This is a genomic window from Neisseria perflava, assembly GCF_024170405.1.
Lineage (GTDB): Bacteria > Pseudomonadota > Gammaproteobacteria > Burkholderiales > Neisseriaceae > Neisseria > Neisseria perflava_B.
In genome coordinates this window covers 145,739-170,519 of record NZ_JALJYC010000002.1, presented here as the reverse complement: position 1 = coordinate 170,519, position 24,781 = coordinate 145,739, and the positions used below count along the sequence as shown (strand labels likewise).

Genomic DNA, 24,781 nt, shown 5'->3' with positions numbered 1-24,781 from the left:
GTGGCTGCCCGCTCTTATACTACGAAACGGATATGGAGATCCAAGGGTGCATTCTGAGGCAGGCAGCCTGTTTGGTTGCTATGATATATTGATTTCAATATACAAGGGTGTGTGGCGCAAGCCACGCACGCGTTTCTTAAACTTAATTTTTCGGAAACCGCGTGCGTACCGACCGCACGTACCCTACGATTATTATTTCGGTTTAAGCGGGCGTACCCAAAATATGGATATGCAGGTGGAACACTTCCTGCCCGCCGCCTTTACCGGTATTAATCAGGGTTTTGAAACCGTTGGTCAGACCGGCGGCCTCGGCGATTTGCGGCACTTTCAACATCAGTTTGCCCAACAGCGCTTCATGCTGCGGCTCGGCATGCGCGAGCGAATCGAAATGGACTTTCGGAATCAGCAGCAGGTGTACCGGTGCGGCGGGGTTGATGTCTTGGAAGCACAGCATATCGTCGTCTTCATACACCACGCCGGAAGGGATTTCTTTGGCGGCGATTTTACAGAAAATACAGTTGCTCATGGTTTTGCTCCGAGAGGCCGTCTGAAAAAAGGGCAATGATTCAATGCGTAGGTTGGGTTGCAAACCCAACAATTTTCAATAGCCATAATATTGTTGGGCTTACAACCCAACCTACCCTTTTTCAGACGGCCGGAAAAAGTAAACGGGATTGTAATACAGTTTGCGCTTGCTGTGTCAGGTTCAGCTTTCTTTGCGGGCGGCTTTTTCCGCCAAGCCCGACAAACCTTGACGGCGCGCCAGCTCGTTTACCACGTCTTCCACGCGCAAGCCGTGGTGGGCGAGCAAGACCATGCTGTGAAACCACAAATCGGCCACTTCGTACACCAGATGGGAAGATTCGCCGTCTTTTGAGGCCATCAGCACTTCGCCAGCCTCTTCGATGACTTTTTTCAGGATTTTGTCTTCGCCCTTGTGTAGGAGTTGCGCCACATAGGATGTTTCAGGGTCAGCGTTTTTGCGTGAGTCAATCACGTCTTGGATTTGGCTTAATACGGATTCGGTCATGGCGGTACTCGGTAGGGTGGGTCTTGACCCACCGGTTTGAGGGATAGGGATAATGGTGGGTCAAGACCCACCCTACATGGGTTACGCGTGGGTATGCCCGTAAATACTGGCTTCGTCTTTCAAAACGGGATCAACGGCTTGCCATTTTTCGCCGTCCCACTGCTGGTAAAAGCAGCTTTCGCGTCCGGTATGGCAGGCAATGCCGCCGTTTTGCTCAATCAGCATGACAATGGCGTCGCCGTCGCAATCTAAGTGCAATTCGTGCACCTTTTGCGTATGGCCGGATTCTTCGCCCTTCATCCACTGCTTTTGGCGCGAACGGCTGTAATAATGGGCAAAACCGGTTTCGGCGGTTTTTTGCAGCGCTTCGGCGTTCATCCACGCCACCATCAAAACGCGCTTGCTCTGCCAATCTTGGGCGATGGCGCAGACCAAGCCTTTTTCGTCGAATTTGACGGATTTTAGGAGGTTTTCGGTGTTCATATCACAGTATATTGGGTTGAGGCCGTCTGAAAAACTGTTTTTCAGACGGCCTGATGATGGATTTACAGCCGCACTTCGATTCCCGCCGCCCGCATCGCCAATTTCGCTTCGTGGATGCTGACTTCGCCGAAGTGGAAAATGCTGGCCGCCAATACCGCGTCGGCCTTGCCTTCTTTCACGCCGTCAATCAAATGCTGCACATTGCCGACACCGCCGGAGGCGATAACGGGAATATCCACCGCTTCACTGATGGCGCGGGTAAGCGGCAGGTTGAAGCCGATTTTGGTGCCGTCTCTGTCCATGCTGGTGAGCAGGATTTCGCCCGCGCCGCGTTTTTGCATTTCTACCGCCCATTCGACCGCATCAAGGCCGGTGGGTTTACGGCCGCCGTGGGTAAAGATTTCCCAGCGCGTGTTGTCGGCATTGACGGCCTTGGCGTCGATGGCGACCACGATGGCTTGCGAGCCGAAAAAGCCGCTGGCTTCGTTGACCAAATCGGGGTTGGTGACGGCAGCGGTATTGATGCTGGCTTTGTCTGCGCCCGTGTTTAAAAGGCGGCGCACATCGGCCACGGAGCGCACGCCGCCGCCGACGGTCAGCGGGATAAACACTTGCGAGGCGACTTCTTCGATGACGTGCAAAATGGTGTCGCGGTTGTCGGAAGAGGCGGTGATGTCGAGAAAGGTTAATTCGTCGGCACCTTCGTCGTTGTAGCGTTTGGCGACATCGACGGGGTTGCCCGCGTCGCGCAGGCCGAGGAAGTTGACGCCTTTGACCACGCGGCCGTTGTCCACGTCAAGACAGGGAATAATGCGTTTTGCCAGTGCCATAAAAATGCCTTCTATTTGCCAGGCCGTCTGAAAAAGCGTATCGGGCGTTCAGACGGCATAACGGATAAAGTGAAACCGGGTCAAACCAGCCAGCTGCCCGTCAGGTAGGGCAGGTGCTGCACCAGTTGGAAATAGCCGATACCGGCGGCTGCGGCCATCAGCAGGGTGGTCATGAAGCCGTTGCTCCAGCGGTTGACCAAGATAAACACGAGGGCGACATACGCCCATAATACGCCGTTGAACGCCAGCCAGTGGCCGTCAATCATCGGCAGTTCGAATTCGGTCAGTTGGCGCAGGAATACGGCAATGATGGTAAACCACAGGCTTTCGCTCAGCGGATAGATTTCACGGTTTGCCGACCAGACCAACCAAAAGCCCAGTACAAATGCTTCCAGCATGAGAACCCCTAGGGTCTGTTGACATTTCATTACGCGGCATCTTTTCGGTGAAAAAACACGGCTGCTGCGTTGCAAATGCTCGCAAGGTGTCCAACCTTGCTGCGATTTGCGCCTTGCATCCGCGTATTTTCCCTCGAAAATCTGCTTCGCGGATGAAATGTCGACACACCCAAAAAATAATCAAACCCTGCCTGTAATATTTTTTTCAGTGGCGGTAGGGCGGTATCACGGCGTTTGCCGTCGGATGAACCGTGCGCGTTGCCCGCTTGGGAAAAGTGTGAAGCGGTGCGGGCGGCACGCCGGTTTTAAACGTCAGGTATTTTTCAGACGGCCTGCAATGAATCGGCCAACTGCTGCGCCTTGGCAAAATCAATGCTGCCTTCGTAAATTGCTCGGCCGGTAATCGCGCCGGCCACGCCGCTTTTTTCCACGGCGCACAGGGCGCGGATGTCGTCGAGGTTGGTCAGGCCGCCGGAGGCAATCACGGGGATTTTCACCGCTTCGGCCAGCTTGACGGTGGCGTCGATGTTCACGCCGCTCATCATGCCGTCGCGCCCGATGTCGGTGTAGATAATGCTGTTGACACCGTCGTCTTCAAATTGTTTGCTCAAATCAATCACATGGTGTTCGGTTACGGTGGCCCAGCCGTCGATGGCGACCATGCCGTCTTTGGCGTCGAGGCCGACGATGATGTGTCCGGCAAATTCTTTACAGGCTTGGCGCACGAAATCGGGATTTTTCACCGCCGCCGTGCCGATGATGACATCGGTTAAGCCTAAATCCAGATATTTTTCAATGGTCTGCAAATCACGGATACCGCCGCCGAGCTGTACGGGAATGTCTTTGGCTACCGCTGCCAAGATTTCTTTGATGGCGGGAAAATTTTTCGGTTCGCCGGCGAATGCGCCGTTGAGATCCACCAAATGCAGGCGGCGCGCGCCTTGTTTGAACCAGTGGGCGGCGGTTTGGGCGGGCGAGTCGGAGAAAACGGTGGCTTCTTCCATCAGGCCTTGTTTCAGGCGCACGCAGCTGCCGTCTTTTAAGTCGATTGCGGGGATGAGTAACATGGTTATAGATTCCGTGGATTACGTTTCAGACGGCCTTTGGCAAACAGGCCGTCTGAAAAATCATGAATTTGTCGGGCTGTATTTTACACAAATTAGCGATTGTTTGCGCAAATATATAATCGGTTCATCAACATGATTGAAGGAAACGATGGGGCGGTATGAAACACGGGATTTCTTTTCCAATCGGATTACGGCTGCCAATTCAAGAAATTGCGCAGCAGCAGCAGGCCGCCGTCATGACTTTTTTCGGTGTGGAACTGGGTGGCGAAGACATTGTCCCTGCCGACGATACAGGCAAATTCATCGGGGTATTCGCTTGTGCCCAAGACGATTTGCGGGTCGCTCGGGGCGAAATAATAGCTGTGCACGAAATAAAAGCGCGTATCTTGGGCGATGTCTTGGAACAGCGGGTGCGCCTGGGTTTGGCGCACGGTGTTCCAGCCCATATGCGGCACTTTCAATTTGTCGCCATGCGCGTCGTGCAGATTGGGCGCAAAGCGTTTTACTTCGCCGCCAAACCAGCCCAAACCGGCGGTATCGCCTTCTTCGCTGTGGTCAAACAATAATTGCGCCCCGACGCAAATGCCGAAAAATGGCTTGTTTTTGAGGCCGTCTGAAACCGCTTCGCCCAAGCCGCTTTGCTGCAATGCGCCCATGCAGTCGGGCATGGCGCCCTGGCCGGGGAAAATGATTTTGTCGGCGGCAAACACGGCTTCGGGTTGGTCGGTGAGGTAAATCTCGGCTGCCGTACCCGCCAGCTTCTGCGCGGCCTGTACGGATTTTAAAACGGAATGCAGGTTGCCCATGCCGTAATCGACAACAGCAATTTTCATGGTGTGCTCCAAAGCGGTGATGCGGGAGATACAGGGTAGGCGGCGGTGTACCGCGCACCCTAAGCAGGCATGAATCGCAAAAAAATTCATGCGGATAACGGTTGAGGCCGTCTGAAAACGCGCTTACCGTTTCAGACGGCCTGTCATCAGATATTAACGCTGTTTCAAATCCAAATACACGCCCGCCACGTCTTTGCTGCCGAAACCGGCGGCCACGGCGCTCTTGTAGCTGGCAGCGGTGGTTTCGACGGCGGGCAGCTTGCGGCCGGCTTTTTCCATCTCTGCGCAGGCCAGATTCAGGTCTTTGCTGGCGTGTTTGAGCATAAAGGCGGCGGGGAAGGTTTCGTCTTTCCACAAGGATTTTTTGGTTTGGAACATGGGCGAATCCATGGCCGAGCCGCCGACGGCTTCAATCATGGTATCGACATCAATTTCAAACTGGCGCGCCATCAGCATGGCTTCGCTGTATGCTTCGCCGAAAATGCCCAACAGAGAATTGAGCACCAGTTTCGCGCCCGAGCCTTTGCTGACTGCGCCGAAATGGAAGGTTTTTTTGCCGAGACAGGAGAACACGTTTTGCAGCGGCTCAAGAATATCCGCGTCGCCGCCGAACAGAATCAGCAGCGTGCCGTTGGTGGCGGGACCGACCGAGCCGGAAACGGGGGCTTCGGCAAAGCGTCCGCCGGCGGCTTCGACCAAATCTTTGACCGCCAGATTTTCCGACGGCGCGATGGTGCTCATGTTGACGATGATTTTGCCTTTAAGCAGTTTTTGCATGTCGGCATTGAGAATGTCGCACACGGCGGCGTAGTCCGACACCATCAGGAAGATCACCTCATGCGCCTGCACCAGTTCGGCAGCCGAGGCGTACACCTTCGCGCCTTTGGCCTGCAAATCTTGGGTTTTGTCGGGCGAACGGTTGTAAATGCCGACTTGGATGCCGTTGTCGAGCAGGCGGTTGACCATCGGCACACCCATTTGGCCGATGCCGATCCAGCCGATGTTGGTATAAGATTGCATGATGAGATTCTCCTGTTGTTATTGGTTTGCTGATTGATAGGTAATACAGGGCTTATCATAACATTACATTTTGCCGTGTAAAAGGCCGTCTGAAAACATGGTTTGTTTTCAGACGGCCTTTGCCTTGGTATGCGCAGAGTGTGTGCGGTACGCACGTATGCGGCTTTCCAATCCCTTGTTAAACGCAAGCAATCGGGAAAACGTGTGCGAGGCTACGCCACACAGCCTACGTTTTGTTACGCTGTCAGCGTACCTTTGGTGGACGGCATTTTGCCCGCCATGCGCTCGTCGAATTCCACCGCCATGCGCAGGGCGCGGCCGAAGGCTTTGAATACGGTTTCGGCTTGGTGGTGGGCATTGGTGCCGCGCAGGTTGTCGATGTGCAGCGTCATCATGCTGTGGTTGACGAGACCGTGGAAAAATTCGCTGAACAAGTCCACATCGAAGCGGCCGATAAGGGCGCGGGTAAATTCGATGTTGTAGGTCAGACCGGGGCGGCCGGACAAATCCAAGACCACGCGGCTCAAGGCTTCGTCGAGCGGTACATAGGCATGACCGTAGCGGCGGATACCGGTTTTGTCGCCCAAGGCTTGTTTCAAGGCTTGGCCGAGGGTAATGCCGATGTCTTCGACGGTGTGGTGGTCGTCGATGTGCAAATCGCCTTTGCACACGATGTCCAAGTCAATCAGGCCGTGGCGGGCGATTTGGTCGAGCATATGTTCCAAAAACGGTACGCCGGTATCGAAACGCGCTTTGCCTGTGCCGTCGAGGTTCAGCGATACGGTGATTTGGGTTTCGCTGGTGTTGCGGGTCACGCTGACAAAGCGGCCTTCGGTAGAGATGGCAAAATCGGTATTTTCAGACGGCATAACGGCGCTTTCGACAGCCGGCGCGTCAATCGCCAAGGCTGCGGCCTGTTCTGCTTCTGCTTTGGCGGTGGCTTTTTCCAAGTCTTTGCTGTGGTCACGGTCGAGCCAGCCTTTGCGCTTGCTCATGCCTTGTTCCAGCTTAACCGCCAAGCTCGGGCGGATGCCGCGCGCTTTGTCGTCTTCGCCTTGGGTTTTCAAACGGCGTTTCAGTTGTGACAGGGAGGCGGAATTTTCATAGCCGCATTTACGTGCCAGTTTGGTCAGTGAACCGGCTTCTTCAATCAGCAGATAAAAATTCTGCAGATGACGTTGTGCTTTGTTCATGAAGAGTTCTCTTTTGGTTTTATTGCATTAGACGTAATCTGTTTGGAAATGTCAGCAGTATAGTTTGCGCATAACTGCCAATACCGCATCATTTTCTTCCGGCGCGCCGATGGTCAGGCGCACGCATTGTTCCAGCAGCGGATGCATGCCGTGGAGTTTTTTAATTAAAATTTTGTTTTGCTTGAGGGTGTCAAATAAAACGGCTGCGTCGGGGACGCGCACGGTAATAAAATTCGCTTCGCTGGGGAAGGCTTTGACTGCGCCGATTTTGGCTAATTCGGCAAACACGCGCTCGCGCTCGGCTTTCAGTTTTAATACCGTTTCATTAATCACTTCGACATGCTGCATGGCGAATTTGGCGGTGGCGAGGCTGAGCTGGTTCATATTGTAAGGCGGCAGGATTTTTGCCAGCTCATTAATCACGGCCGGGCTGCCTGAAGCATAGCCGATGCGGATACCGGCAAAGCCGATTTTGCTGACGGTGCGCATGACCACCAGATTGTCCACGCTGCCCGCCAGCGGCAGGAAGCTGTCGTGGCTGAACGCGCCGTAGGCTTCGTCCACCACCACAATGCCTTTGGCAGCGCGGATAATGGTTTCTACTTCTTCGCGTTTGAAGCAAACGCCGGTCGGATTGTTGGGGTAGGCGATAAAGGTTAACGCGGGGTTATGCTGCTCAATGGCGGCTAAAACAGCGGGCAGGTTCAGCGTGAAATCGTCATTCAGCGGCATGCCGACATAGTTCATACCGAAGAGGGCGGTATTGTGTTTGTACATCACAAAGCTCGGCTCGACACCTAAAACAGTCGCGCCGGGTTTGGATAATAATAAGGTAATAAATTGAATCAGCTCGTCCGAGCCGTTGCCCAAGGCAATTTGCGCAGCAGCAGGAATATCGAACGCTTGGCGCAGCGCTTCTTGCAAGCCGCTGGCGGCGGGATTGGGGTAAAGATGGATGGGGGCGGCAGCCAACAAGTCTTTCCATGCGTTTGCCAATTCGGGGGAACGGGCAAATGGATGGTAAGGGCTTTCCATGGCGTCAAGTTTGATGAAACCTTCTGGCAAATCGGCGACATGATAGGCGGTCATGGCTTGAATGTCGGCGCGGATGAAATCGGTCGGCGCGGTCATCGGGGGATTCCTTTCACAAGATGATGGGACACATCTGCTACACAGTTCGCAAAGAATTGTAATGTAGCATAAAAAGCGTATTAAATCAGCCGGATTGTTCACAATATTTTTTCAAACGGCCTATAATCTATGTAAACTTATTACAAAAAGCGCGTGGAATATTTGTTTAATCAATGACACGCGGTGTTTTGCAGGCGATGTCGTCTGAGAAAATGCTGTTTCAATGATTCTACGCCGAAAAACAGAGCCGTGATGAAAAAAATGAACAAACTGACTGCCATGTGTGCCGCCTTGGTATTGTGCGCCTGTTCCGCGCCCAATCAGAGCGCACAATCCAATGAAGCCGAGTCTGTGCCGAATACCGCACAAAGCCAGCACGCCAATGAAAAAGCCAAAGCGCTGCTGGATGAAGGCATCGACGCTTACAACCGCCGCGATTACAGCGACGCGATGACCTTGTTTACCCAAGCCTCGGCTGCCGGTCATATGAAAGCGCCGCGCTATATCGGGCTGATGTACCTCAACGGCTACGGCGTAACCAAAAACCCTATGCGTGCGGTAGCGGAATTTACCAAAGGCGCCGAGCAGGGCGACATTACGTCGCAATACTGGTTGGCCTATTGCTATGAGCAGGGCATAGGCGTGCAAAAAGATATGGATCAGGCGGAAAAATGGTATCAGGTATCTGCCCGGCGCGGCGATCATGTGGCTGCGCCTGCCATGACTGCGCTGGGGCGTTTGGCTGAGGTGGAAAGTCAGGAAGAGGCCGTGGCTTGGTATAAAAAAGCCGCTGCCGTCGGCGATAAAGAGGCGCAGGCGGCGCTGGCGCGTTTGGGCGTAAAAGGCGCTTGATTGTCCGGCACATAAACTCTATCAGGTGGCCGAATACAATCGAAGCCTTGTTTGGCATACCGACTATGTGGGTAGGACGGGCATTCCTGCCGGTTATTTATTCGCAAAATAATCAATCTTCCGGTAAAACTGTTTTTCTGTTTTGTCGCAAGGCGACGGGCAGGAATGCCCGTTTTACGGCTGGGGCTTGTGTCCCATTCCCTGCTTGATTTTTCATTTTGTTTGGGCTAAAATGCTGTAAACAAAACGCTATTTGCAGCGGATTTTTTCTTTTTTCTTGTATTCGACCGTCGGGCAACCTATAATGGCAGGTTGCCCGATTGTGTGTCTGCCATTGCCGTTTTTATGATTCCATCCGACTTTATAGACGAGTTACTCGCCAAAGTAGATATCGTCGATATTATCGACGAGCGCGTGCCGCTGAAAAAAGGCGGGGCGAACTATATGGCGTGCTGCCCGTTTCACAAAGAAAAATCGCCGTCGTTTTCGGTAAGCCCGAGCAAGCAGTTTTACCATTGTTTCGGCTGCGGCGCACACGGATCGGCCATCGGTTTCTTGATGGAGTATCAGGGTTTGGGCTTTACCGAAGCGGTGCAGTATTTGGCCGATCGCGTGGGGATGGTGGTGCCGCGTGTCGGCGGCCGTGCAGACAATCCCGAGCAGCGTGCCGAGCGCAAGAAAAAGCAGCAGACGCTGGAAGAAACCATGCAGGCATGCGCCGATTTTTATCAAGGCCGTCTGAAAACCGCGCCCGAAGCGCAGCAATATTTGGACAAGCGCGGCCTGAATGCAGAAATCATCGCGCATTACGGCTTGGGTTATGCGCCCGATGGCTGGCAGCCCTTGGCGCAGGTGTTCCAACCTTATCCCTCTACGCCTCTGGTTGAGAGCGGGCAGGTGATTCACAATGAAGAGCAAGGCCGCTATTACGACCGTTTCCGCCACCGGATTATGTTCCCGATACGCGACAGCAAGGGGCAGGTCATCGGTTTCGGCGGGCGCGTGTTGGACGATTCCAAACCGAAATATTTAAATTCGCCGGATACGCCGTTGTTTGACAAGGGGCGCAACCTTTACGGTTTATACGAAGGCCGTGCCGCGATTAAAGAGGCGGGGCGGATTTTGGTGGTGGAGGGTTATATGGACGTGGTGGCGCTGGCGCAGTTCGGCGTGGGCTACGCCGTGGCTTCGCTGGGTACTTCGACCACCGCCGAGCATGTGAAACTGCTCATGCGCCAGACCGACAGCATTTATTTCTGTTTCGATGGCGACAGCGCAGGGCGCAAAGCGGCGTGGCGGGCGTTGGAAAACGCTTTGCCGCAGCTGAAAGATGACAAATCGCTGCATTTTCTGTTTCTGCCGCAAGAGCATGACCCCGATAGCTATGTGCGTGCTTTCGGCAAAACCCAGTTTGAAGACGCTTTGCTACACCAAAGCAAACCTTTATCGGAATATTTTTGGGAACAGCTTTCAGACGGCCTTAATTTAAATACGCAGGAAGGCAAAGCCGAATTGGTGAAAACCGCCTCGCCGCTGCTGGCGCAGATTAGCGCACCAGCCTTGGGTTTCCTGCTCAAACAGCGCCTGAGCGAGCTGGTGGGGATTGATCCGAGCAATTTGGCGCAGTTATTGGGGCAGGAAGCGCCCAAGCGCCATGTGCGCCAAAAAAGCTACAAGTTGCCCAAAGAAACCGCCAAGCAGCCGGCCATGCTGACGCTGGTGCAGCGGCAAATCCGCAGCCTCTTGATAAATCCGAGTTGGGCAGCATATATAGACCTGCCGGAGTATTTGGCTTTGGAAGGCGATTTTGCCTGCTTGGCCAGTCTGGCCGAAACCATCAACAGCCATGCCGTGCCGCCCACCAGTGCGCAGATTTTGGAATACATGCGCGGTTCGCCTTACGAAGCGGCCGTCAACCATATTTTCCAGTCCACCTTTCTTTCTTCGGAAGAAGTGGAGAGCAGCGGCGATGAAGCCTGCGAGAATTTCAAAATCGGCATGAAAAAGCTGTTGGACGAATTGCGTTACAGCCAAATCGAATCGTTGAAACAGAAAAACGTGCAAGGCGGTTTGAGCGATTATGAGAAAAAGCTGCTGATGTCTTTACTGATGTTGAAAGCGCATTGAAACATATTGAAATGCATTGAATTTTTAAGCAGTAACCCAGTCTTTAATATTAGCAGGCCGTCTGAAAACATTGTCTTTTGCTGCGATTATCTTAACCCGCAGAACACCCGTTTTCCAGTTTCAGACGGCCTCAGAGCCTGTATCGCCGGGGATTGAACGGATTGCCCTCTACAAGATGCCGCTCTGCCGTGCCTTCAGGTACAGCCCGTATGCTGTAAACCGTCGGCCTTTCTTCAGTTAACAACGAGATTATTATGTCTAAAAATCACGAAGAACACGATCAAGACGACAACCGCCCGTTGACCGTCGAAGAGCAACGCGCCCGTCTGCGCCAGCTCATCATCATGGGTAAAGAGCGCGGTTACATTACCTACGCCGAAATCAACGACGCCCTGCCGGATGATATGTCCGACGCCGACCAAATCGACAACATCGTCAGCATGATTTCCGGCTTGGGTATCCAAGTGACCGAGCAGGCGCCGGATGCCGAAGATATTTTGCTGAGCGACAACGCCGCAACCATTACCGATGACGACGCCGTAGAAGAAGCCGAAGCCGCCCTCTCCAGCGCGGATTCCGAGTTCGGCCGCACCACCGATCCTGTGCGCATGTATATGCGCGAAATGGGGCAGGTGGATTTGCTCACGCGCGAAGACGAAATCATCATCGCCAAAAAAATCGAAAACTCCCTGAAAAACATGGTACAGGCCATTTCCGCCTGTCCGGGTTCCGTGGCCGATATTTTGGAACTGATTGAGCAGGTGCGCAATGATGAAATCCGCGTCGATGAAGTGGTAGAAGCCATCATCGACCCGAATGAAGTCCTGCTCAACGAATTGGGTTTGGGTCATTTGGAAAGCGCCGCGCCGGAAGAGAGCGACAGCAGCGACGAGGCCGATGAAGAAGGCGAAGACGAAGAAGACGATGAGGAAGAGGGCGATGATTCCGGCAGCGACGCCGAAGCCATGTCCGCCGCCAATCTGGAAGAGCTCAAGCAGAAAGTATTGGCGCATTTTGACGGCATTCAAGCCGATTACGCCAAAATGATTCAAGCGTTGGAAAAAGCCGACAGCCAAGACGCCGACTACCTGCACTACCGCGACGCCATCGCGCACAAGCTGCTGGAAGTGCGTTTTGCCACCCGTCAGATTGAAAACCTGAGCGGCAAGCTGCGCGGCCATGTGGAAAACATCCGCAAGCTGCAACGCGAAATCCGCGACATCTGCGTTGACCGCGTGCGCATGGACAGAGACTACTTCATCCAAAACTTCCTGCCCGACATCACCAACCTGAACTGGGTGGAAGAGGAAGTCGCCAAAGGCCGCGTGTGGGCGAATGCGCTCGACCGTTTCCGCCATGCCATCATCGAGAAACAAACCGAGTTGGCCAATTTGGAAAAAGAAACCAAAATTTCTTTGGACGAATTGAAAGACATCAACAAAAACATGGTCATCAGCGAAAAAGAAACCGCTGCCGCCAAGCAGGAGATGATTCAGGCCAACTTGCGTCTGGTGATTTCCATCGCCAAAAAATACACCAACCGGGGTTTGCAATTCTTGGATTTGATTCAAGAAGGCAACATCGGCCTGATGAAAGCAGTGGACAAATTCGAATACCGTCGCGGTTACAAATTCTCGACCTATGCAACCTGGTGGATTCGTCAGGCGATTACCCGCTCGATTGCCGACCAAGCGCGTACCATCCGTATTCCGGTGCACATGATTGAAACCATCAACAAGATGAACCGCATTTCGCGCCAATATCTGCAAGAAACCGGCGAAGAGCCCGATTCTGCGAAACTGGCCGAGCTGATGGAAATGCCGGAAGACAAAATCCGCAAAATCATGAAAATCGCCAAAGAGCCGATTTCCATGGAAACGCCGATTGGCGACGACGACGATTCGCACTTGGGCGATTTCATCGAAGACGCCAACAACGTCGCCCCAGCAGACGCGGCCATGTATTCCAGCCTGCACGAAGTGACCAAAGAGGTATTGGAAAGCCTGACCCCGCGCGAGGCCAAAGTATTGCGTATGCGCTTCGGTATCGACATGAACACCGACCATACGCTGGAAGAAGTGGGCAAACAGTTTGACGTCACACGCGAGCGTATCCGCCAAATCGAAGCCAAAGCCCTGCGCAAACTGCGCCATCCGACCCGCAGCGACCGCTTGAAAAGCTTCTTAGACAGCGAAGACAATAAGTCGTAAACGGCTTTTTGAAACGCGAGGCCGTCTGAAATTTTCAGACGGCCTTTTTATATAGTGAAATAAGTAAAAAAACCAAACTGCGTAGGTTGGGATGAAATCCCAACGGAAGTTTAGATAAATGTTGGGTTTACAACCCAACCTACACCGTATCGACAGTTTGGTTTTTAAATAATTGTACCATAGGTATGTGTTCGGAGCGATTGCAAACAAAATGCCGTCTGAAAAAATTCAGACGGCATTTTCGTTCTTAAACCAAGTCGGATTACTGACCTGCTTTCAAGCCCTGCCACAGGCGTACCGACAGTTTGCTGGCATCGGACGATTTGGGCGAGACGACAAAACTTTTTTCCATGACTTCTTTGCTCGGGAAAATCGAATTGTCATTGGCGTATTGCGGCTCCATCAGCTTGCGTGCCGGCAGGCTGGCAGGGGCGTAGGTAACGAAATTGCCGTTTTTCGCCGCCACTTCCGGGTCTAGCGTGTAGTTGATGTATTTGTGCGCATTGGCAATGTTTTGCGCGTCGCGCGGAATCATAAACGAATCCACCCAAATGCCCACGCCGGATGCGGGGGTCAAGACTTGGATGTTAATGCCGTTGCCCGCTTCTTTGGCACGGGTTTTGGCGATGTTCAAATCACCGCCGTAGCCGATGGCGACACACAGATTACCCGCCGCCATATCGTCGATATAGCCTGATGAGGTAAAACGCTTGATGTCGGGGCGCACTTTTTTCATCATTTCCACGGCGGCTTTGATGTCGTCGGGATTTTCGCTGTTGGGGTCTTTGCCCAAATAATTCAAAGCCAGCGGAATCTGCTCGATGGCGCTGTCGAAATAGCTGATACCGCAGGATTTGAGCTTGGTGGTGTAGGTCGGGTCGAACACCAAATCCCATTCGTTTTCCGGCAGCTTGTCTGTGCCCAATACTTTGGTCACCATGTCTTTATTGATGGCCAAGGTGTTCATGCCCCAGAAATACGGCACGGCGTATTTGTTGCCCGGATCGACGGTTTCCATCATTTTCAGCAGCTCGGGGTCGATGTTGCCGTAGTTGGGGATTTTGCTTTTGTCGATTTCCTGATACGCGCCCGCTTTGATTTGGCGGCCGACGTTGGAAATGGAGGGCGTGACCAAATCATAGCCGGATTTGCCGGTCAGGATTTTGGCTTCCAGCGCTTCGTTGCTGTCGTAATAATCGTAGCGCACTTTGATGTTGTCGGCTTTTTCAAACGCGGCCAAAGTCGCCGGATCAACGTAGTCCGACCAGTTGTAGATGTTCAACTCGCCGCCTTTTTGCGCTTCGGCGTTGGTTTGAGGTTGGGAAGAGGATTCGGCCGGTTTGTTTTCCACACCGCCGCAAGCGACCAGAATCAGGCTTGCGAGGGCTGCTGCCAACAGGGATTTTTTCATGGATACAGTCCTTTTGTGTAGAAGGTCAATAAAATCTTGCAGCGGTGGCGAAAGAAGGCCACATACAAAAGGAAAACTGTGGGGGCGGCCGCCCGGAAATTCCGCTTGCAGCCCTTGGGTTTCGGAAAGAAAGTTCGCATTAAACGGCAAAAGTCCTGCTATTGCAAGACCTTAATCGTGTAAAGACAACAGATTTTAACATTTATAACGCTATCGTTCTCACATCAAACAGAAAAATATTCAAACGGCCTGAGCGGTATGGCGGCAGCACCGCCCCCAAAAGCGGCGCGATTTGTCAAAACCGTCTGATTTGTGGGAAAATTACGCTATTGAATTTTAACTATCCGCAAAGGGCGACACCGTGTTAGACAGAGAAGGCTATCGCCCCAATGTCGGGATTATCCTGACCAACGACCGCAACGAGGTATTTTGGGGCAAACGCGTACGCGAACATTCGTGGCAGTTTCCGCAGGGCGGTATCAAGCCGGGCGAAAGCCCCGAAACGGCGATGTACCGCGAATTGATGGAAGAAGTCGGCCTGCTGCCGCAACACGTGAAAATTTTAGGGCGCACGCGCGACTGGCTGCGTTATGATGTGCCGAGCCACTGGGTACGGCGCGAATGGCGCGGTTCGTATCGCGGGCAAAAGCAGATTTGGTATCTTTTGCGTCTGACCGGCCGCGAAAGCGACGTCAATTTACGCGCCACGCGCCATCCCGAGTTTGATGGCTGGCGTTGGCACGAATATTGGGCGCCGGTAGATGAAGTGATTGATTTCAAACATAATGTATATCTCGGTGCGTTGAGCGAACTGTCCCGCTTCCTGCGGGGATTAGAAAGCTACGGCGAATTTATGCAGCGCACGAAACATCCTGACAATTAAACCGCAACAACGCTTTCAGGCTGTCTGAAAGCGTTGTTTTTCTTGAGAACCAATCGGGGCGGCCTGATTATCCGCCCTACGGCAGGTCTGAATGTTTCAGACGGCCTTACCGACAACAGACATGACACAAAAATCCAACCAATACAGCGAATCGAGCATTACCGTCCTCAGAGGCTTAGACCCCGTCAAAGAACGTCCGGGCATGTACACCCGCACCGAGAGCCCCACCCACATCTGTCAGGAAGTCATCGACAACGCCGCCGACGAAGCGCTGGGCGGCTATGCTACCGCAATCGACGTTACCCTCCACGACGACGGCTCGCTGTCGGTAAAAGACAACGGCCGCGGCATTCCTACCGGCCCGCATCCGACCGAAGGCCTGCCGGTGGTGGAGCTGGTGTTTACCCAACTGCACGCGGGCGGCAAATTCAACAAAAAAGACGGCGGCGCCTACGATTTTTCCGGCGGCCTGCACGGGGTGGGCGTATCCGTCACCAACGCGCTCTCCACGCGCTTGGAAGTGACCGTAAAGCGCGAGGGCAAAATCCGGCGCATCGTGTTTTCAGACGGCTTTGTCATCGAGCCCTTGGCCGAAACCGGCAAATGCGCGGTCAAAGATTCCGGCACCGAAGTGCGTGTATGGCCGAACGGCAAATATTTTGAAAGCCCGCAATACAGCATTCCCGAGCTGGAGCGGCTGCTGCGCGCCAAAGCCGTGCTGCTGCCGGGCGTAACCGTTACCCTGACCCGCCGTCTGAAAGGCCGGGATGAGCCGCACACCCAAAGCTGGCATTACCCCGACGGCCTCAAAAGCTATCTGGCCGACCTCATCAGCGAAGCGCAGGAAGCCGTGCCGGTGTTTGCCGGCGAAAACTATATTTCAGACGGCCACGAGGGGGATTTTTCCACCGGCGAGGGCGCGGCGTTTGCACTGACCTGGCTGGAAGAGGGCAGTTGCGCCAACGAAAGCTATGTCAACCTGATTCCCACCCCGTTGGGCGGTACCCACGAAGCGGGGCTGAAACAGGCCGTGTTCCAAGCGGTCAGCAATTTCATCAACCACCACAATTTACTGCCGCGCGGCGTAAAAGTGCAAAGCGACGATGTATTCGGCAAAGTCGCCTTTGTGTTGAGCACGCGCGTGCTCGACCCGCAGTTTCAAGGCCAAACCAAAGACAAGCTCACCAACCGCGACGCGCTCAAGCTGGTGGCCGCCGTAGCGGGCGACCCGCTGGAATTGTGGCTCAACCAAAACGTCGAAGCGGGTAAAAAAATCGCCGAACTCGCCATCAAGCAGGCTCAGGCGCGGATGCGTTCGGTGAAAAAAATCGAGAAGAAAAAAGGCAGCGGCGTGGCCGTGTTGCCGGGCAAACTGACCGACTGCGAAAGCGAAGACATCCGCGAAAACGAGCTGTTTTTGGTGGAAGGCGACTCTGCCGGCGGCTCGGCCAAACTCGCGCGCGACAAAGCCACCCAAGCGATTCTGCCGCTGCGCGGCAAGGTGCTGAACAGCTTTGAAGTCCACCCCGACCAGCTTTTCGGCAACGCCGAAATTCACGATATTTCCGTGGCCATCGGCGTCGATCCGCACGGTGTCAACGACAGCCCCGATTTGAGCGGCCTGCGCTACGGCAAAATCGCCGTGTTGTCGGACGCGGATGTGGACGGCTCGCATATCCAAGTGCTGCTGCTGACCCTGTTTTACCGCCATTTCCCCAAGCTGATAGACGAAGGCCATATCTACGTTGCCCAGCCGCCGCTATTCCGCGTGGATGTGAACGCGCAGGGCAAATCCAAACCCGCCCGCAAATTCTACGCCCTAGATCAGGCTGAGCTGGACGGCATTTTGGAGCGGCTGCAAAAGGAAGGGCTGAACGAAAACAAATATTCCATCAGCCGCTTCAAAGGCTTGGGCGAGATGAACCCCGACCAGCTCAAAGACACCACCATGCACCCCGACACCCGCCGCCTGCTGCAAGTGCGCATTCCCGAAGGCGCGGGCGAAGAAACGCAGCATATCTTCGTGAAACTGATGGGCAAAGGCGAAGCCGCCAGCCGCCGCGCCTGGATGGAAGCCGAAGGTGATACGGCGGAAGTGGATGTTTAACAGTTTGATTTTTAATTAAAAGGCCGTCTGAAACTATTTTTCAGACGGCCTTTGTATTGGCTGAACCCAATATTATCAAGCGGTGTCAGCCACCTGATGTTTGTACGCCATTTCCGTTACAATACCGAAAACCATCAATCTCACAAGGAACCCTTGCTATGAACCCCGTCAATATCGCCGTTATCGGCAGCCTGAATATGGATTTGGTGACCCGCAGCCCGCGTTTTCCGGCGGCGGGCGAAACGATTATGGGTGTGGATTTCCAGCGCTATATGGGCGGCAAAGGGGCGAATCAGGCGGTGGCGGCGGCGCGGCTGGGTGCGAGGGTGAGTATGATTGGCGCGGTGGGCAATGACGATTTCGGCCGCGAGATGACGGCCAATCTGCAACGCGAGGGCGTGAACACCGACGGCGTAAAGGTGTTGGACGCTGTACACAGCGGCTTGGCGAATATTACCGTGGCCGACGGCGAAAACACGATTATCGTGGTGGCAGGCGCGAATTTTGGCCTGACCCCCGCCGATATTGTCGCGCAGGAAGCGGTAATTGCGGCGGCGGACGTGGTGTTGGCTCAGTTGGAAATTCCGCTGGACTGCGTGATGGCGGCGGCGCGTTTGGCGCAGAAACACGGCAAGCCGTTTATCCTCAATCCTGCGCCGGCGCAGCCGTTGCCGTCTGAATTATTGGATTGCGTGACGCTGCTGACGCCGAATGCCTATGAGCTGGCCATCAGCCTGAACCTGCCGCAGAATTTGCCGCCGCAAGATTTGATGACCCGCACACCTTGCCCCGTGGTGATGACGGTGGGCAGCAAAGGCGCGTTGTATCACGACAAACAAGGCCGTCTGAAACAGGCAGAGGGATTTAAGGTAAGCGCCGTCGATACCACCGGCGCAGGCGATACGTTTAACGGCGCGTTGGCAGTGTTTTGGCACGAGGGCATGGCATCCGCCGTGCGCAAGGCTTGTGCGGCGGGGGCATTGTCGGTGACGAAAGCGGGGGCGCAGGGCGGTATGCCGACGTTGGCGGCGTTGGAAGGGTTTTTGAGCGGGAAAGAGGTGGTGTAGTAATTGTTGTAGGGTGAGTGCGTACCGCACACCCCCTACGCGTTCCAAACAATACACGCAACCAAAAGGCCGTCTGAAACAGAAAACGCTGTTTCAGACGGCCTTTCCCATCTCCGCCGCTTATTTCACGTGAGTTCAGGATAAGTATCTTAAATATTTTAATTTTTTAATGGTATGCATTTCAGCAGACAGAAAATCGCCAGATTTTCGTCATTCCCGCGCAGGCGGGAATCCAGAAGCCAAACATTTCTGCAATGTTTTCAAGCTATCAGAAATCCAAACGTCTGGATTCCCGCCTGTGCGGGAATGACGAATCCTTGCGGATTCTGTCTGCCTAATCCAATACATTGCTGAAATTCAAAAAGACATTCTATTCACTTATCCCGAACACACGTTATTTCAACAAATTCTTAATCACGCCCATAATGCTGCGCGAAATGGCGTTGGTGACTTGGCGGTTGATTTGGCTGCCTACGGCGTCGGCGACGTTGTAGCCTACGCCTTGGTTGGATTTTTTACGGCCGCCCATTAAGCCGCCGAGGAAACCGTCCACCAAACCGGGTTCGGATTTTTCGGCTTCTTTTTCCGCCGCTTTATCCGCTTTGGCCTGCTCTTTGGCAGCGGCGGCGCTTTGCTGCGCCTGCGCTTCCTGCGCGTCGGCTTCGGCGAGGGCTTCAAAGGCGGAGTAGTTGTCCACCATGTCTTTGTAGGCTGGGTACAAATCGTCGTTTTGGAACTTGGCGTTGCGCTCTTCCGCTGTCAGCGGGGTGAGGGAGGATTGCGGCGGCAAGACGATGGCGCGTTCTACCGGCGTGGGCATGCCTTTGTCGTCGAGGAAAGACACCAGCGCTTCGCCCACGCCCAATTCGGCGATGGCTTCGGCGACGTTGATGTCGGGGTTGTTGCGGAAGGTTTCTGCGGCGGCGCGCACGGCTTTTTGGTCGCGCGGGGTAAAGGCGCGTAAGGCGTGCTGCACGCGGTTGCCCAGTTGTCCCAAAATGGTGTCGGGCAAATCCAGCGGGTTTTGGGTCACGAAATACACGCCCACGCCTTTGGAACGAATCAGGCGCACCACCTGCTCCACCTGTTCCACTAGTGCGGAAGCAGCGTTGTCGAAAATTAAATGCGCTTCGTCGAAAAACATCACGAATTTGGGTTTTTCCAAATCGCCGACTTCGGGCAGCATTTCAAATAATTTAGCCAACATCCACAGCAAAAACGCGCTGTACATGCGCGGGCTGCGCATGAGTTTTTCCGAATTAAGGATGTTGATGATGCCTTTGTTGCCGTCGGTTTGCAGCCAGTCTTCCAAATTCAGCGCCGGTTCGCCGAAAAACTGCTCCGCGCCTTCGTTTTCCAGCGTCAGCAGTTGGCGCTGAATCGCGCCGATACTGGCGGCGGAGACGTTGCCGTATTGGGTGCGGTAGTCGGCGGCATGGTCGGAGACATGCTTGAGCATGCTGCGCAGGTCTTTCAAATCGAGGATGTGCCAGCCTTTGTCGTCGGCCACTTTAAACACCAGATTGAGCAGGCCTTCTTGGGTGTCGTTCAAATTCATCAAACGCGCCAGCAACATCGGCCCCATTTCGGATACGGTTACGCGCACGGGAATGCCGGTTTCGCCGAATACATCCCAAAAGCGCACGGGGAAACTTTGCAGCCAATCTGCGCCCAAACCGAATTCGGCAATGCGTTCTCCCACTTTGCCGCTGTCGCTGCCGGCGTTGGCAATGCCCGACAAGTCGCCTTTAACGTCGGCCAAAAACACCGGAATGCCCTCGCTGCTGAAGGCTTCGGCCATGCGGCGCAGGGTCACGGTTTTACCGGTGCCGGTCGCGCCCGCAATCAGGCCGTGGCGGTTGGCCATTTTGCCTTGGATTTCCAATACGCTGTCGCCCGCGCGGGCAATGGGGAAAGTGGTCATGACGGTTGTCCTAATGTGTTTGCAAAGGGGTATTTTCGTATGAAACGGAGGCGAGGGCAAGCGCGGCAAAGTCCGTCTGAAAACTGTTTTCAGACGGACTTTGCTTGAAGGATTACCTATCCGAGCCCGCTGCTTTCAACCCTGCCACGGCAAAGCGGCACAAATGCCGCGCCAGCGCTTCGGAATCTTGTTCGATTCCCCGCAGCGGGGCGGGAAGGCCGTCTTGAAACAAAAACAGGGCAAACATGGGCGATACGATGTTCAGCATACAACGGCGCAGTTCGATGGAATCGGCGGGCAGGCCGCTGATGTCGGCGGCGATTTGGCGCACGAGGGCGGCTTTGGGCAAAACTTCGCTTTCCAAAAGTTGCAGGGTTTCGCTGCGTTGGAGCAGCGTCTGCGCCATAATGCGCACCGGCCAGCCGGTATTGCCTAAGAGATTGTGTACGACCTGATTCATCAGCTCGGCCAGTTTCTCTTCCGCGCTGAGGCCGCTTTGCGCGGTCTGTTGCAGGCGCTCGAGGCTGATGAGCCGCTTGTGCGCTTCCTGCAACACGGCCTGATACAGCCCGTTGCGGTTGCCGAAATGGTAGTTGATGGAAGCCAAATCGACAGCGGCGGCGGCGGCGATGGCTTTATTCGGCGTTTGCGCGAAACCGTTGGCGGCAATCAGCTCGCCTGCGGTTTCGAGAATGCGGGCGCGGGTGGCGGCGCCGTCGGTGCGGCTGGGGCGGGGGGTGTTGGTAGAGGAATTTGTCATTATTGATTTGTATGCGTTGAACAGGGTTTTCAGACGGCCTATTTTGCCCGAAATTTAAATTTAATTCAAATTTAGTTTAAAATTATTTTAAATTATAGTGCGGCTGTGCTATCATGCGCGGTATTGAACAGACCGGAGCGCGGATACACCGCCTTCAAACCTTCTGGAAACGCCGAATATGAATAAAAAAACCGTAATTGCCGCTGTTGCGGCCGCCGCGCTGATTGGCGGCGGTATCTATTATTGGCAGCACCATACTGCCGAAAACCCCGCCGAGCTGGTGTTAAACGGCAATGTGGATATCCGCCAGGTATCGCTGTCGTTTGACGGCAGCGGCCGTATCCGCGAATTGCTGGTGAACGAGGGTGATAAAGTGACCGCCGGGCAGGTGGTGGGGCATTTGGACACTGAGGCGCTGGAATTGCAAAAAGCCGATGCCGAAGCGCAGATTCAGGCGCAGCAGGCCAATTTTGAGCGTTTGAAAAACGGTTCGCGCCGTCAGGAAATTACCCAAGGGCAAAGCCGTCTGAAAGCGGCCGAGGCGCAGGTGGTTCAGGCCAAAGGCGATTTGGCGCGTTTGCAGGCGATTGCGGCCGATACCGACGGCAAGGCCACCAGCGTACACGAGTTGGACGCGGCCAAAAGCGCCCTGAAAGTGGCGCAGGCGCAGGCCGACGAGAGCTGCGACGCACTGCGTTTGCTGGAAGAAGGCCTGCGCAAGGAAGACATCGCTGCTGCTGCCGCGCAAGTGAAAGCCTTGAAGGCGAAAAAAGATTTGCTGGACTACCAAATCGGTCAGGGCGAACTGAAAGCGCCGGTCGATGCGGTGGTACGCTCGCGCCTGCTGGAGCCGGGCGATATGGCTTCACCGCAAACGCCGGTTTATACGCTGGCGTTGTCCTCGCCCAAATGGGTGCGCGTGTATGTCAGCGAAACTGATTTGGACAAAGTGCGCGAGGGCATGAACGCGGACGTAACCACCGATTCCGCGCCGGATAAGCCGGTGAAGGGCACGGTCGGCTATATTTCTTCGGTCGCCGAATTTACCCCCAAAGCAGTGCAGACCACCGAGCTGCGCTCGAGTTTGGTGTATGAAGTGCGCGTTAACGTCGATGACAAGGCCAATGCCCTGCGCATGGGGCAGCCGGCGACGGTGAAACTGCATACAGCGGTGGCGGCGCATTAAAGGCTGTGAGTTCGGGATAAGCAGATAGAATATTTTTTTAAATTTCAGAAACGTGTTTCTTCCGGCAGACAGGATCCGCGAGGATTCGTCATTAGCTGCGCAAGTCCGCTACGCTACCCCCGCGCAGGCGGGAATCCAGAAGCCCAGTATTTCTGTAATGTTTTTAAAGTATCAGAAGCTCAAACGTCTGGATTCCCGCCTGCGCGGGGGTAGCGTAGCGGACTTGCGCAGCTAATGACGAAAATCTGGCGATTTTCTGTCTGCTGGGATTTCGTATGATTCTGAAAATAATAAAATATTCAAAACGTTTATCCTGAACTCACGTTAAATAGCGTATAGGTTGGGTTGTAAACCCAACGATACCTAGATTTCTGTTGGGATTTCATCCCAACCTACACCGAGCAGTGCTGCGGCCTGAACCCAAAACAGCAATATTTGACTGATTTCTATGAACACACCCGTCCACACCGTCGTTTCAGACGGCCTGATTAAAATTTTCAACGCCCCCGACGGTAAGCCCTTCAATGCGGTGGACAGGGTGAGCCTGTCGGTGGAAAAAGGCCGCTTAACCGCGCTGGTCGGCCCCGACGGGGCGGGCAAAACCACCGTCATGCGCATGATTGCCGGGCTGCTCAAGCCCGACGGCGGCCGTCTGAACGTGCTCGGTACGGATGTGGCGCAAAACCCGCAGACGGTGCAGGATAAAATCAGCTACATGCCGCAGCGTTTCGGCCTGTATGAAGATTTGAGCGTGCAGGAAAATCTGGATCTGTATGCCGATTTGCACGGCGTGCCGCTAGATGTACGCGCGGCGCGTTTTAAAAAAATGCTGGAAATGGTGGATATGCAGCGTTTTACCGACCGTCCGGCGGGCAAGCTATCGGGCGGGATGAAGCAGAAGCTGGGCTTGGCCTGCACGCTGGTGCGCACGCCCGAGCTGTTGCTGTTGGATGAGCCGAGTGTGGGCGTTGACCCGCTGTCGCGCCGCGATTTGTGGAAAATCGTCATGCAGCTGGTGGAAGAGGAAAAACTCAGCGTATTGGTAAGTACGTCTTATATGGACGAGGCCGAACGTTGCGAGCAGGTGTTTGTGATGAATCAGGGCGTGGTGTTGGCCGACGGCACGCCCGCCGCGCTTAAAAGCCGCACCGAAGGCATGACCTTTCGCGTGATGCCGCCGCAAGGCGTACCGGCGCGGGAAGTTCAGGCCAAGCTGTATGACGCAGCGGATGTGGTGATTGATGCCGTGCCACAGGGCGGCGCGGTGGATTTTGTGCGCCAGCCCGACGCGACGGAGCAAGACATCGCCGCGCTGCTGCCGGATTTGACCGTTACGCCACGCAAAGCGGAATTGGAAGACACTTTTATGCTGCTGTTGCGCCAACACGCGGCGGCGCATGGAGCGGCGCACGGTTCGGGCGTTCAGACGGCCTCGGATGAGTCGGATACGGCGGAAAGGCCGTCTGAAAAACAGGCCGACAACGATAAACCGATTATCGCGGTCAAAGATTTGGTGCGCACCTTCGGCGATTTTACCGCCGTCGCCAGCACCTCGTTTGCCGTGTCCAAAGGCGAGATTTTCGGCCTGCTCGGGCCCAACGGCGCGGGCAAAACCACCACCTTCCGCATGTTGTGCGGCCTGCTGCCCGCCAGCAGCGGCCATTTGGAAGTGGCCGGCATGAACCTGCGCACCGCCCGCGCCCAAGCCCGTGCCAATTTGGGCTATGTGGCGCAGAAATTTTCGCTTTACGGCAATTTGTCGGTGAAAGAAAACCTGACCTTTTTCGGCGGTGCTTACGGCTTGCGCGGCAAGCGTTTGCAGACGCGGATAAATGCCGTGATGGAACAGTTCGAGCTGGACGGCGACGCGCTCAGCGGCATTCTGCCCACCGGCTACAAACAGCGCCTGTCGATGGCGGTGGGGCTGTTGCATGAACCGAGTATTCTGTTTCTCGACGAGCCCACCAGCGGCATTGACCCTTTGGCGCGGCGCGAATTTTGGCGCACGATTACGCGCCTGTCGCAAAGCGGCGTGACCATCATTATCACCACGCATTTTATGGAAGAGGCCGAATACTGCGACCGCATTATGATTCAGGACGCGGGCAAGCTGCTGGCCATCGGCACGCCAGACCAAGTGCGCCAACAGGCGGGCGGCGCAGCGGCGCAGAATATGAACAGCGCGTTTATCGCGATTGTGGAGCAGGGGCGGGGAAAGGCCGTCTGAAAAGCGGTAGGGTGGGTTTTAACCCACCATTTATCCGCCAAG

The 24,781-nt window shown here is 54.6% G+C and carries 21 protein-coding genes; 8 read left to right on the top strand and 13 right to left on the bottom strand.

What is annotated here, in order from left to right:
* Positions 1–202 precede the first annotated feature (202 nt).
* The 10 genes from J2T37_RS01685 to hisC form a co-directional block, all read right to left on the bottom strand.
* Complete coding sequence (locus tag J2T37_RS01685; protein ID WP_253353462.1) at positions 203–526, bottom strand: histidine triad nucleotide-binding protein; 324 nt, start codon at positions 524–526, stop codon at positions 203–205.
* Between the two features lie 180 nt (positions 527–706).
* Positions 707–1,030 (bottom strand): phosphoribosyl-ATP diphosphatase, encoded by a 324-nt coding sequence (locus tag J2T37_RS01680; RefSeq protein WP_253353461.1) that lies wholly within the window; start codon positions 1,028–1,030, stop codon positions 707–709.
* A gap of 81 nt (positions 1,031–1,111) precedes the next feature.
* Positions 1,112–1,513, bottom strand: a complete 402-nt coding sequence (hisI, locus tag J2T37_RS01675; protein ID WP_253353460.1) for a phosphoribosyl-AMP cyclohydrolase — start codon at positions 1,511–1,513, stop codon at positions 1,112–1,114.
* A gap of 62 nt (positions 1,514–1,575) precedes the next feature.
* A complete protein-coding gene (hisF, locus tag J2T37_RS01670; RefSeq protein WP_253353459.1) occupies positions 1,576–2,343 on the bottom strand; it encodes an imidazole glycerol phosphate synthase subunit HisF in 768 nt (255 codons plus the stop codon).
* Positions 2,344–2,423: 80 nt separating this feature from the next.
* Positions 2,424–2,741 (bottom strand): multidrug transporter MatE, encoded by a 318-nt coding sequence (locus J2T37_RS01665; protein WP_253353458.1) that lies wholly within the window; start codon positions 2,739–2,741, stop codon positions 2,424–2,426.
* 323 nt (positions 2,742–3,064) lie between these two features.
* The gene (gene hisA / locus J2T37_RS01660) at positions 3,065–3,808 is read right to left on the bottom strand and encodes a 1-(5-phosphoribosyl)-5-[(5-phosphoribosylamino)methylideneamino]imidazole-4-carboxamide isomerase (RefSeq protein WP_253353457.1); all 744 of its coding nucleotides are present in this window, start codon (positions 3,806–3,808) and stop codon (positions 3,065–3,067) included.
* 188 nt (positions 3,809–3,996) lie between these two features.
* Positions 3,997–4,641, bottom strand: coding sequence for an imidazole glycerol phosphate synthase subunit HisH (gene hisH, locus J2T37_RS01655; RefSeq protein ID WP_253353467.1), 645 nt, complete (start codon positions 4,639–4,641; stop codon positions 3,997–3,999).
* Positions 4,642–4,794: 153 nt separating this feature from the next.
* Positions 4,795–5,661, bottom strand: coding sequence for an NAD(P)-dependent oxidoreductase (locus J2T37_RS01650; protein WP_253353456.1), 867 nt, complete (start codon positions 5,659–5,661; stop codon positions 4,795–4,797).
* 236 nt (positions 5,662–5,897) lie between these two features.
* Entirely contained in the window at positions 5,898–6,854 is a 957-nt protein-coding gene (gene hisB / locus J2T37_RS01645) for an imidazoleglycerol-phosphate dehydratase HisB (RefSeq protein ID WP_253353455.1), read from the bottom strand.
* A 51-nt stretch (positions 6,855–6,905) separates the two neighbouring features.
* Positions 6,906–7,985, bottom strand: a complete 1,080-nt coding sequence (hisC, locus tag J2T37_RS01640) for a histidinol-phosphate transaminase (protein WP_253353454.1) — start codon at positions 7,983–7,985, stop codon at positions 6,906–6,908.
* A gap of 252 nt (positions 7,986–8,237) precedes the next feature.
* On the opposite strand from hisC, the gene J2T37_RS01635 reads away from it, so the two are divergent.
* From J2T37_RS01635 to rpoD, 3 genes are all read left to right on the top strand, one after another.
* Positions 8,238–8,837, top strand: coding sequence for a tetratricopeptide repeat protein (locus J2T37_RS01635; protein WP_253353453.1), 600 nt, complete (start codon positions 8,238–8,240; stop codon positions 8,835–8,837).
* A 345-nt stretch (positions 8,838–9,182) separates the two neighbouring features.
* On the top strand, positions 9,183–10,964 hold the full coding sequence (dnaG, locus tag J2T37_RS01630; protein ID WP_253353452.1) for a DNA primase: 1,782 nt from the start codon (positions 9,183–9,185) through the stop codon (positions 10,962–10,964).
* Between the two features lie 254 nt (positions 10,965–11,218).
* Positions 11,219–13,174, top strand: a complete 1,956-nt coding sequence (rpoD, locus tag J2T37_RS01625) for an RNA polymerase sigma factor RpoD (protein ID WP_253353451.1) — start codon at positions 11,219–11,221, stop codon at positions 13,172–13,174.
* Between the two features lie 262 nt (positions 13,175–13,436).
* On the opposite strand, the gene J2T37_RS01620 is transcribed toward rpoD, so the two are convergent.
* Positions 13,437–14,585 carry a polyamine ABC transporter substrate-binding protein gene (locus J2T37_RS01620; RefSeq protein ID WP_253353450.1) on the bottom strand — a complete coding sequence of 383 codons (1,149 nt, stop codon included), beginning with the start codon at positions 14,583–14,585 and terminating at the stop codon, positions 13,437–13,439.
* Between the two features lie 361 nt (positions 14,586–14,946).
* Here J2T37_RS01620 and J2T37_RS01615 point away from each other — a divergent pair, with 361 nt between their 5' ends.
* From J2T37_RS01615 to rbsK, 3 genes are all read left to right on the top strand, one after another.
* Positions 14,947–15,468, top strand: a complete 522-nt coding sequence (locus J2T37_RS01615) for an RNA pyrophosphohydrolase (protein ID WP_253353449.1) — start codon at positions 14,947–14,949, stop codon at positions 15,466–15,468.
* A gap of 121 nt (positions 15,469–15,589) precedes the next feature.
* Entirely contained in the window at positions 15,590–17,575 is a 1,986-nt protein-coding gene (locus tag J2T37_RS01610) for a DNA topoisomerase IV subunit B (protein ID WP_253353448.1), read from the top strand.
* A gap of 158 nt (positions 17,576–17,733) precedes the next feature.
* Positions 17,734–18,642 (top strand): ribokinase, encoded by a 909-nt coding sequence (rbsK, locus tag J2T37_RS01605; protein WP_253353447.1) that lies wholly within the window; start codon positions 17,734–17,736, stop codon positions 18,640–18,642.
* A 394-nt stretch (positions 18,643–19,036) separates the two neighbouring features.
* Here the strand turns inward: rbsK and J2T37_RS01600 are convergent, their stop codons facing one another.
* Together J2T37_RS01600 and J2T37_RS01595 are read right to left on the bottom strand one after the other, a co-directional pair.
* Positions 19,037–20,566 (bottom strand): helicase HerA-like domain-containing protein, encoded by a 1,530-nt coding sequence (locus J2T37_RS01600; RefSeq protein WP_253353446.1) that lies wholly within the window; start codon positions 20,564–20,566, stop codon positions 19,037–19,039.
* A gap of 112 nt (positions 20,567–20,678) precedes the next feature.
* Positions 20,679–21,326, bottom strand: coding sequence for a TetR/AcrR family transcriptional regulator (locus J2T37_RS01595; protein WP_253353445.1), 648 nt, complete (start codon positions 21,324–21,326; stop codon positions 20,679–20,681).
* 178 nt (positions 21,327–21,504) lie between these two features.
* On the opposite strand from J2T37_RS01595, the gene J2T37_RS01590 reads away from it, so the two are divergent.
* Together J2T37_RS01590 and J2T37_RS01585 are read left to right on the top strand one after the other, a co-directional pair.
* Entirely contained in the window at positions 21,505–22,512 is a 1,008-nt protein-coding gene (locus J2T37_RS01590; RefSeq protein WP_253353444.1) for an HlyD family efflux transporter periplasmic adaptor subunit, read from the top strand.
* Between the two features lie 448 nt (positions 22,513–22,960).
* Positions 22,961–24,739: an ATP-binding cassette domain-containing protein gene (locus tag J2T37_RS01585; protein ID WP_253353443.1), complete on the top strand. Its 1,779-nt coding sequence runs from the start codon at positions 22,961–22,963 to the stop codon at positions 24,737–24,739.
* Positions 24,740–24,781: the final 42 nt, after the last annotated feature.

Excerpts from the sequence above, each read along its gene's own strand:
- J2T37_RS01590 (WP_253353444.1), top strand. The coding sequence starts at position 21,505 with ATGAATAAAAAAACCGTAATTGCCGCTGTTGCGGCCGCCGCGCTGATT.
- J2T37_RS01680 (WP_253353461.1), bottom strand. The coding sequence starts at position 1,030 with ATGACCGAATCCGTATTAAGCCAAATCCAAGACGTGATTGACTCACGC.
- hisI (WP_253353460.1), bottom strand. The coding sequence starts at position 1,513 with ATGAACACCGAAAACCTCCTAAAATCCGTCAAATTCGACGAAAAAGGC.
- rpoD (WP_253353451.1), top strand. The coding sequence starts at position 11,219 with ATGTCTAAAAATCACGAAGAACACGATCAAGACGACAACCGCCCGTTG.
- J2T37_RS01585 (WP_253353443.1), top strand. The coding sequence starts at position 22,961 with ATGAACACACCCGTCCACACCGTCGTTTCAGACGGCCTGATTAAAATT.
- J2T37_RS01610 (WP_253353448.1), top strand. The coding sequence starts at position 15,590 with ATGACACAAAAATCCAACCAATACAGCGAATCGAGCATTACCGTCCTC.
- J2T37_RS01650 (WP_253353456.1), bottom strand. The coding sequence starts at position 5,661 with ATGCAATCTTATACCAACATCGGCTGGATCGGCATCGGCCAAATGGGT.
- hisA (WP_253353457.1), bottom strand. The coding sequence starts at position 3,808 with ATGTTACTCATCCCCGCAATCGACTTAAAAGACGGCAGCTGCGTGCGC.
- J2T37_RS01635 (WP_253353453.1), top strand. The coding sequence starts at position 8,238 with ATGAAAAAAATGAACAAACTGACTGCCATGTGTGCCGCCTTGGTATTG.
- J2T37_RS01595 (WP_253353445.1), bottom strand. The coding sequence starts at position 21,326 with ATGACAAATTCCTCTACCAACACCCCCCGCCCCAGCCGCACCGACGGC.
- hisF (WP_253353459.1), bottom strand. The coding sequence starts at position 2,343 with ATGGCACTGGCAAAACGCATTATTCCCTGTCTTGACGTGGACAACGGC.
- hisB (WP_253353455.1), bottom strand. The coding sequence starts at position 6,854 with ATGAACAAAGCACAACGTCATCTGCAGAATTTTTATCTGCTGATTGAA.
- J2T37_RS01620 (WP_253353450.1), bottom strand. The coding sequence starts at position 14,585 with ATGAAAAAATCCCTGTTGGCAGCAGCCCTCGCAAGCCTGATTCTGGTC.
- J2T37_RS01685 (WP_253353462.1), bottom strand. The coding sequence starts at position 526 with ATGAGCAACTGTATTTTCTGTAAAATCGCCGCCAAAGAAATCCCTTCC.
- J2T37_RS01600 (WP_253353446.1), bottom strand. The coding sequence starts at position 20,566 with ATGACCACTTTCCCCATTGCCCGCGCGGGCGACAGCGTATTGGAAATC.
- dnaG (WP_253353452.1), top strand. The coding sequence starts at position 9,183 with ATGATTCCATCCGACTTTATAGACGAGTTACTCGCCAAAGTAGATATC.
- J2T37_RS01665 (WP_253353458.1), bottom strand. The coding sequence starts at position 2,741 with ATGCTGGAAGCATTTGTACTGGGCTTTTGGTTGGTCTGGTCGGCAAAC.
- hisC (WP_253353454.1), bottom strand. The coding sequence starts at position 7,985 with ATGACCGCGCCGACCGATTTCATCCGCGCCGACATTCAAGCCATGACC.
- rbsK (WP_253353447.1), top strand. The coding sequence starts at position 17,734 with ATGAACCCCGTCAATATCGCCGTTATCGGCAGCCTGAATATGGATTTG.
- hisH (WP_253353467.1), bottom strand. The coding sequence starts at position 4,641 with ATGAAAATTGCTGTTGTCGATTACGGCATGGGCAACCTGCATTCCGTT.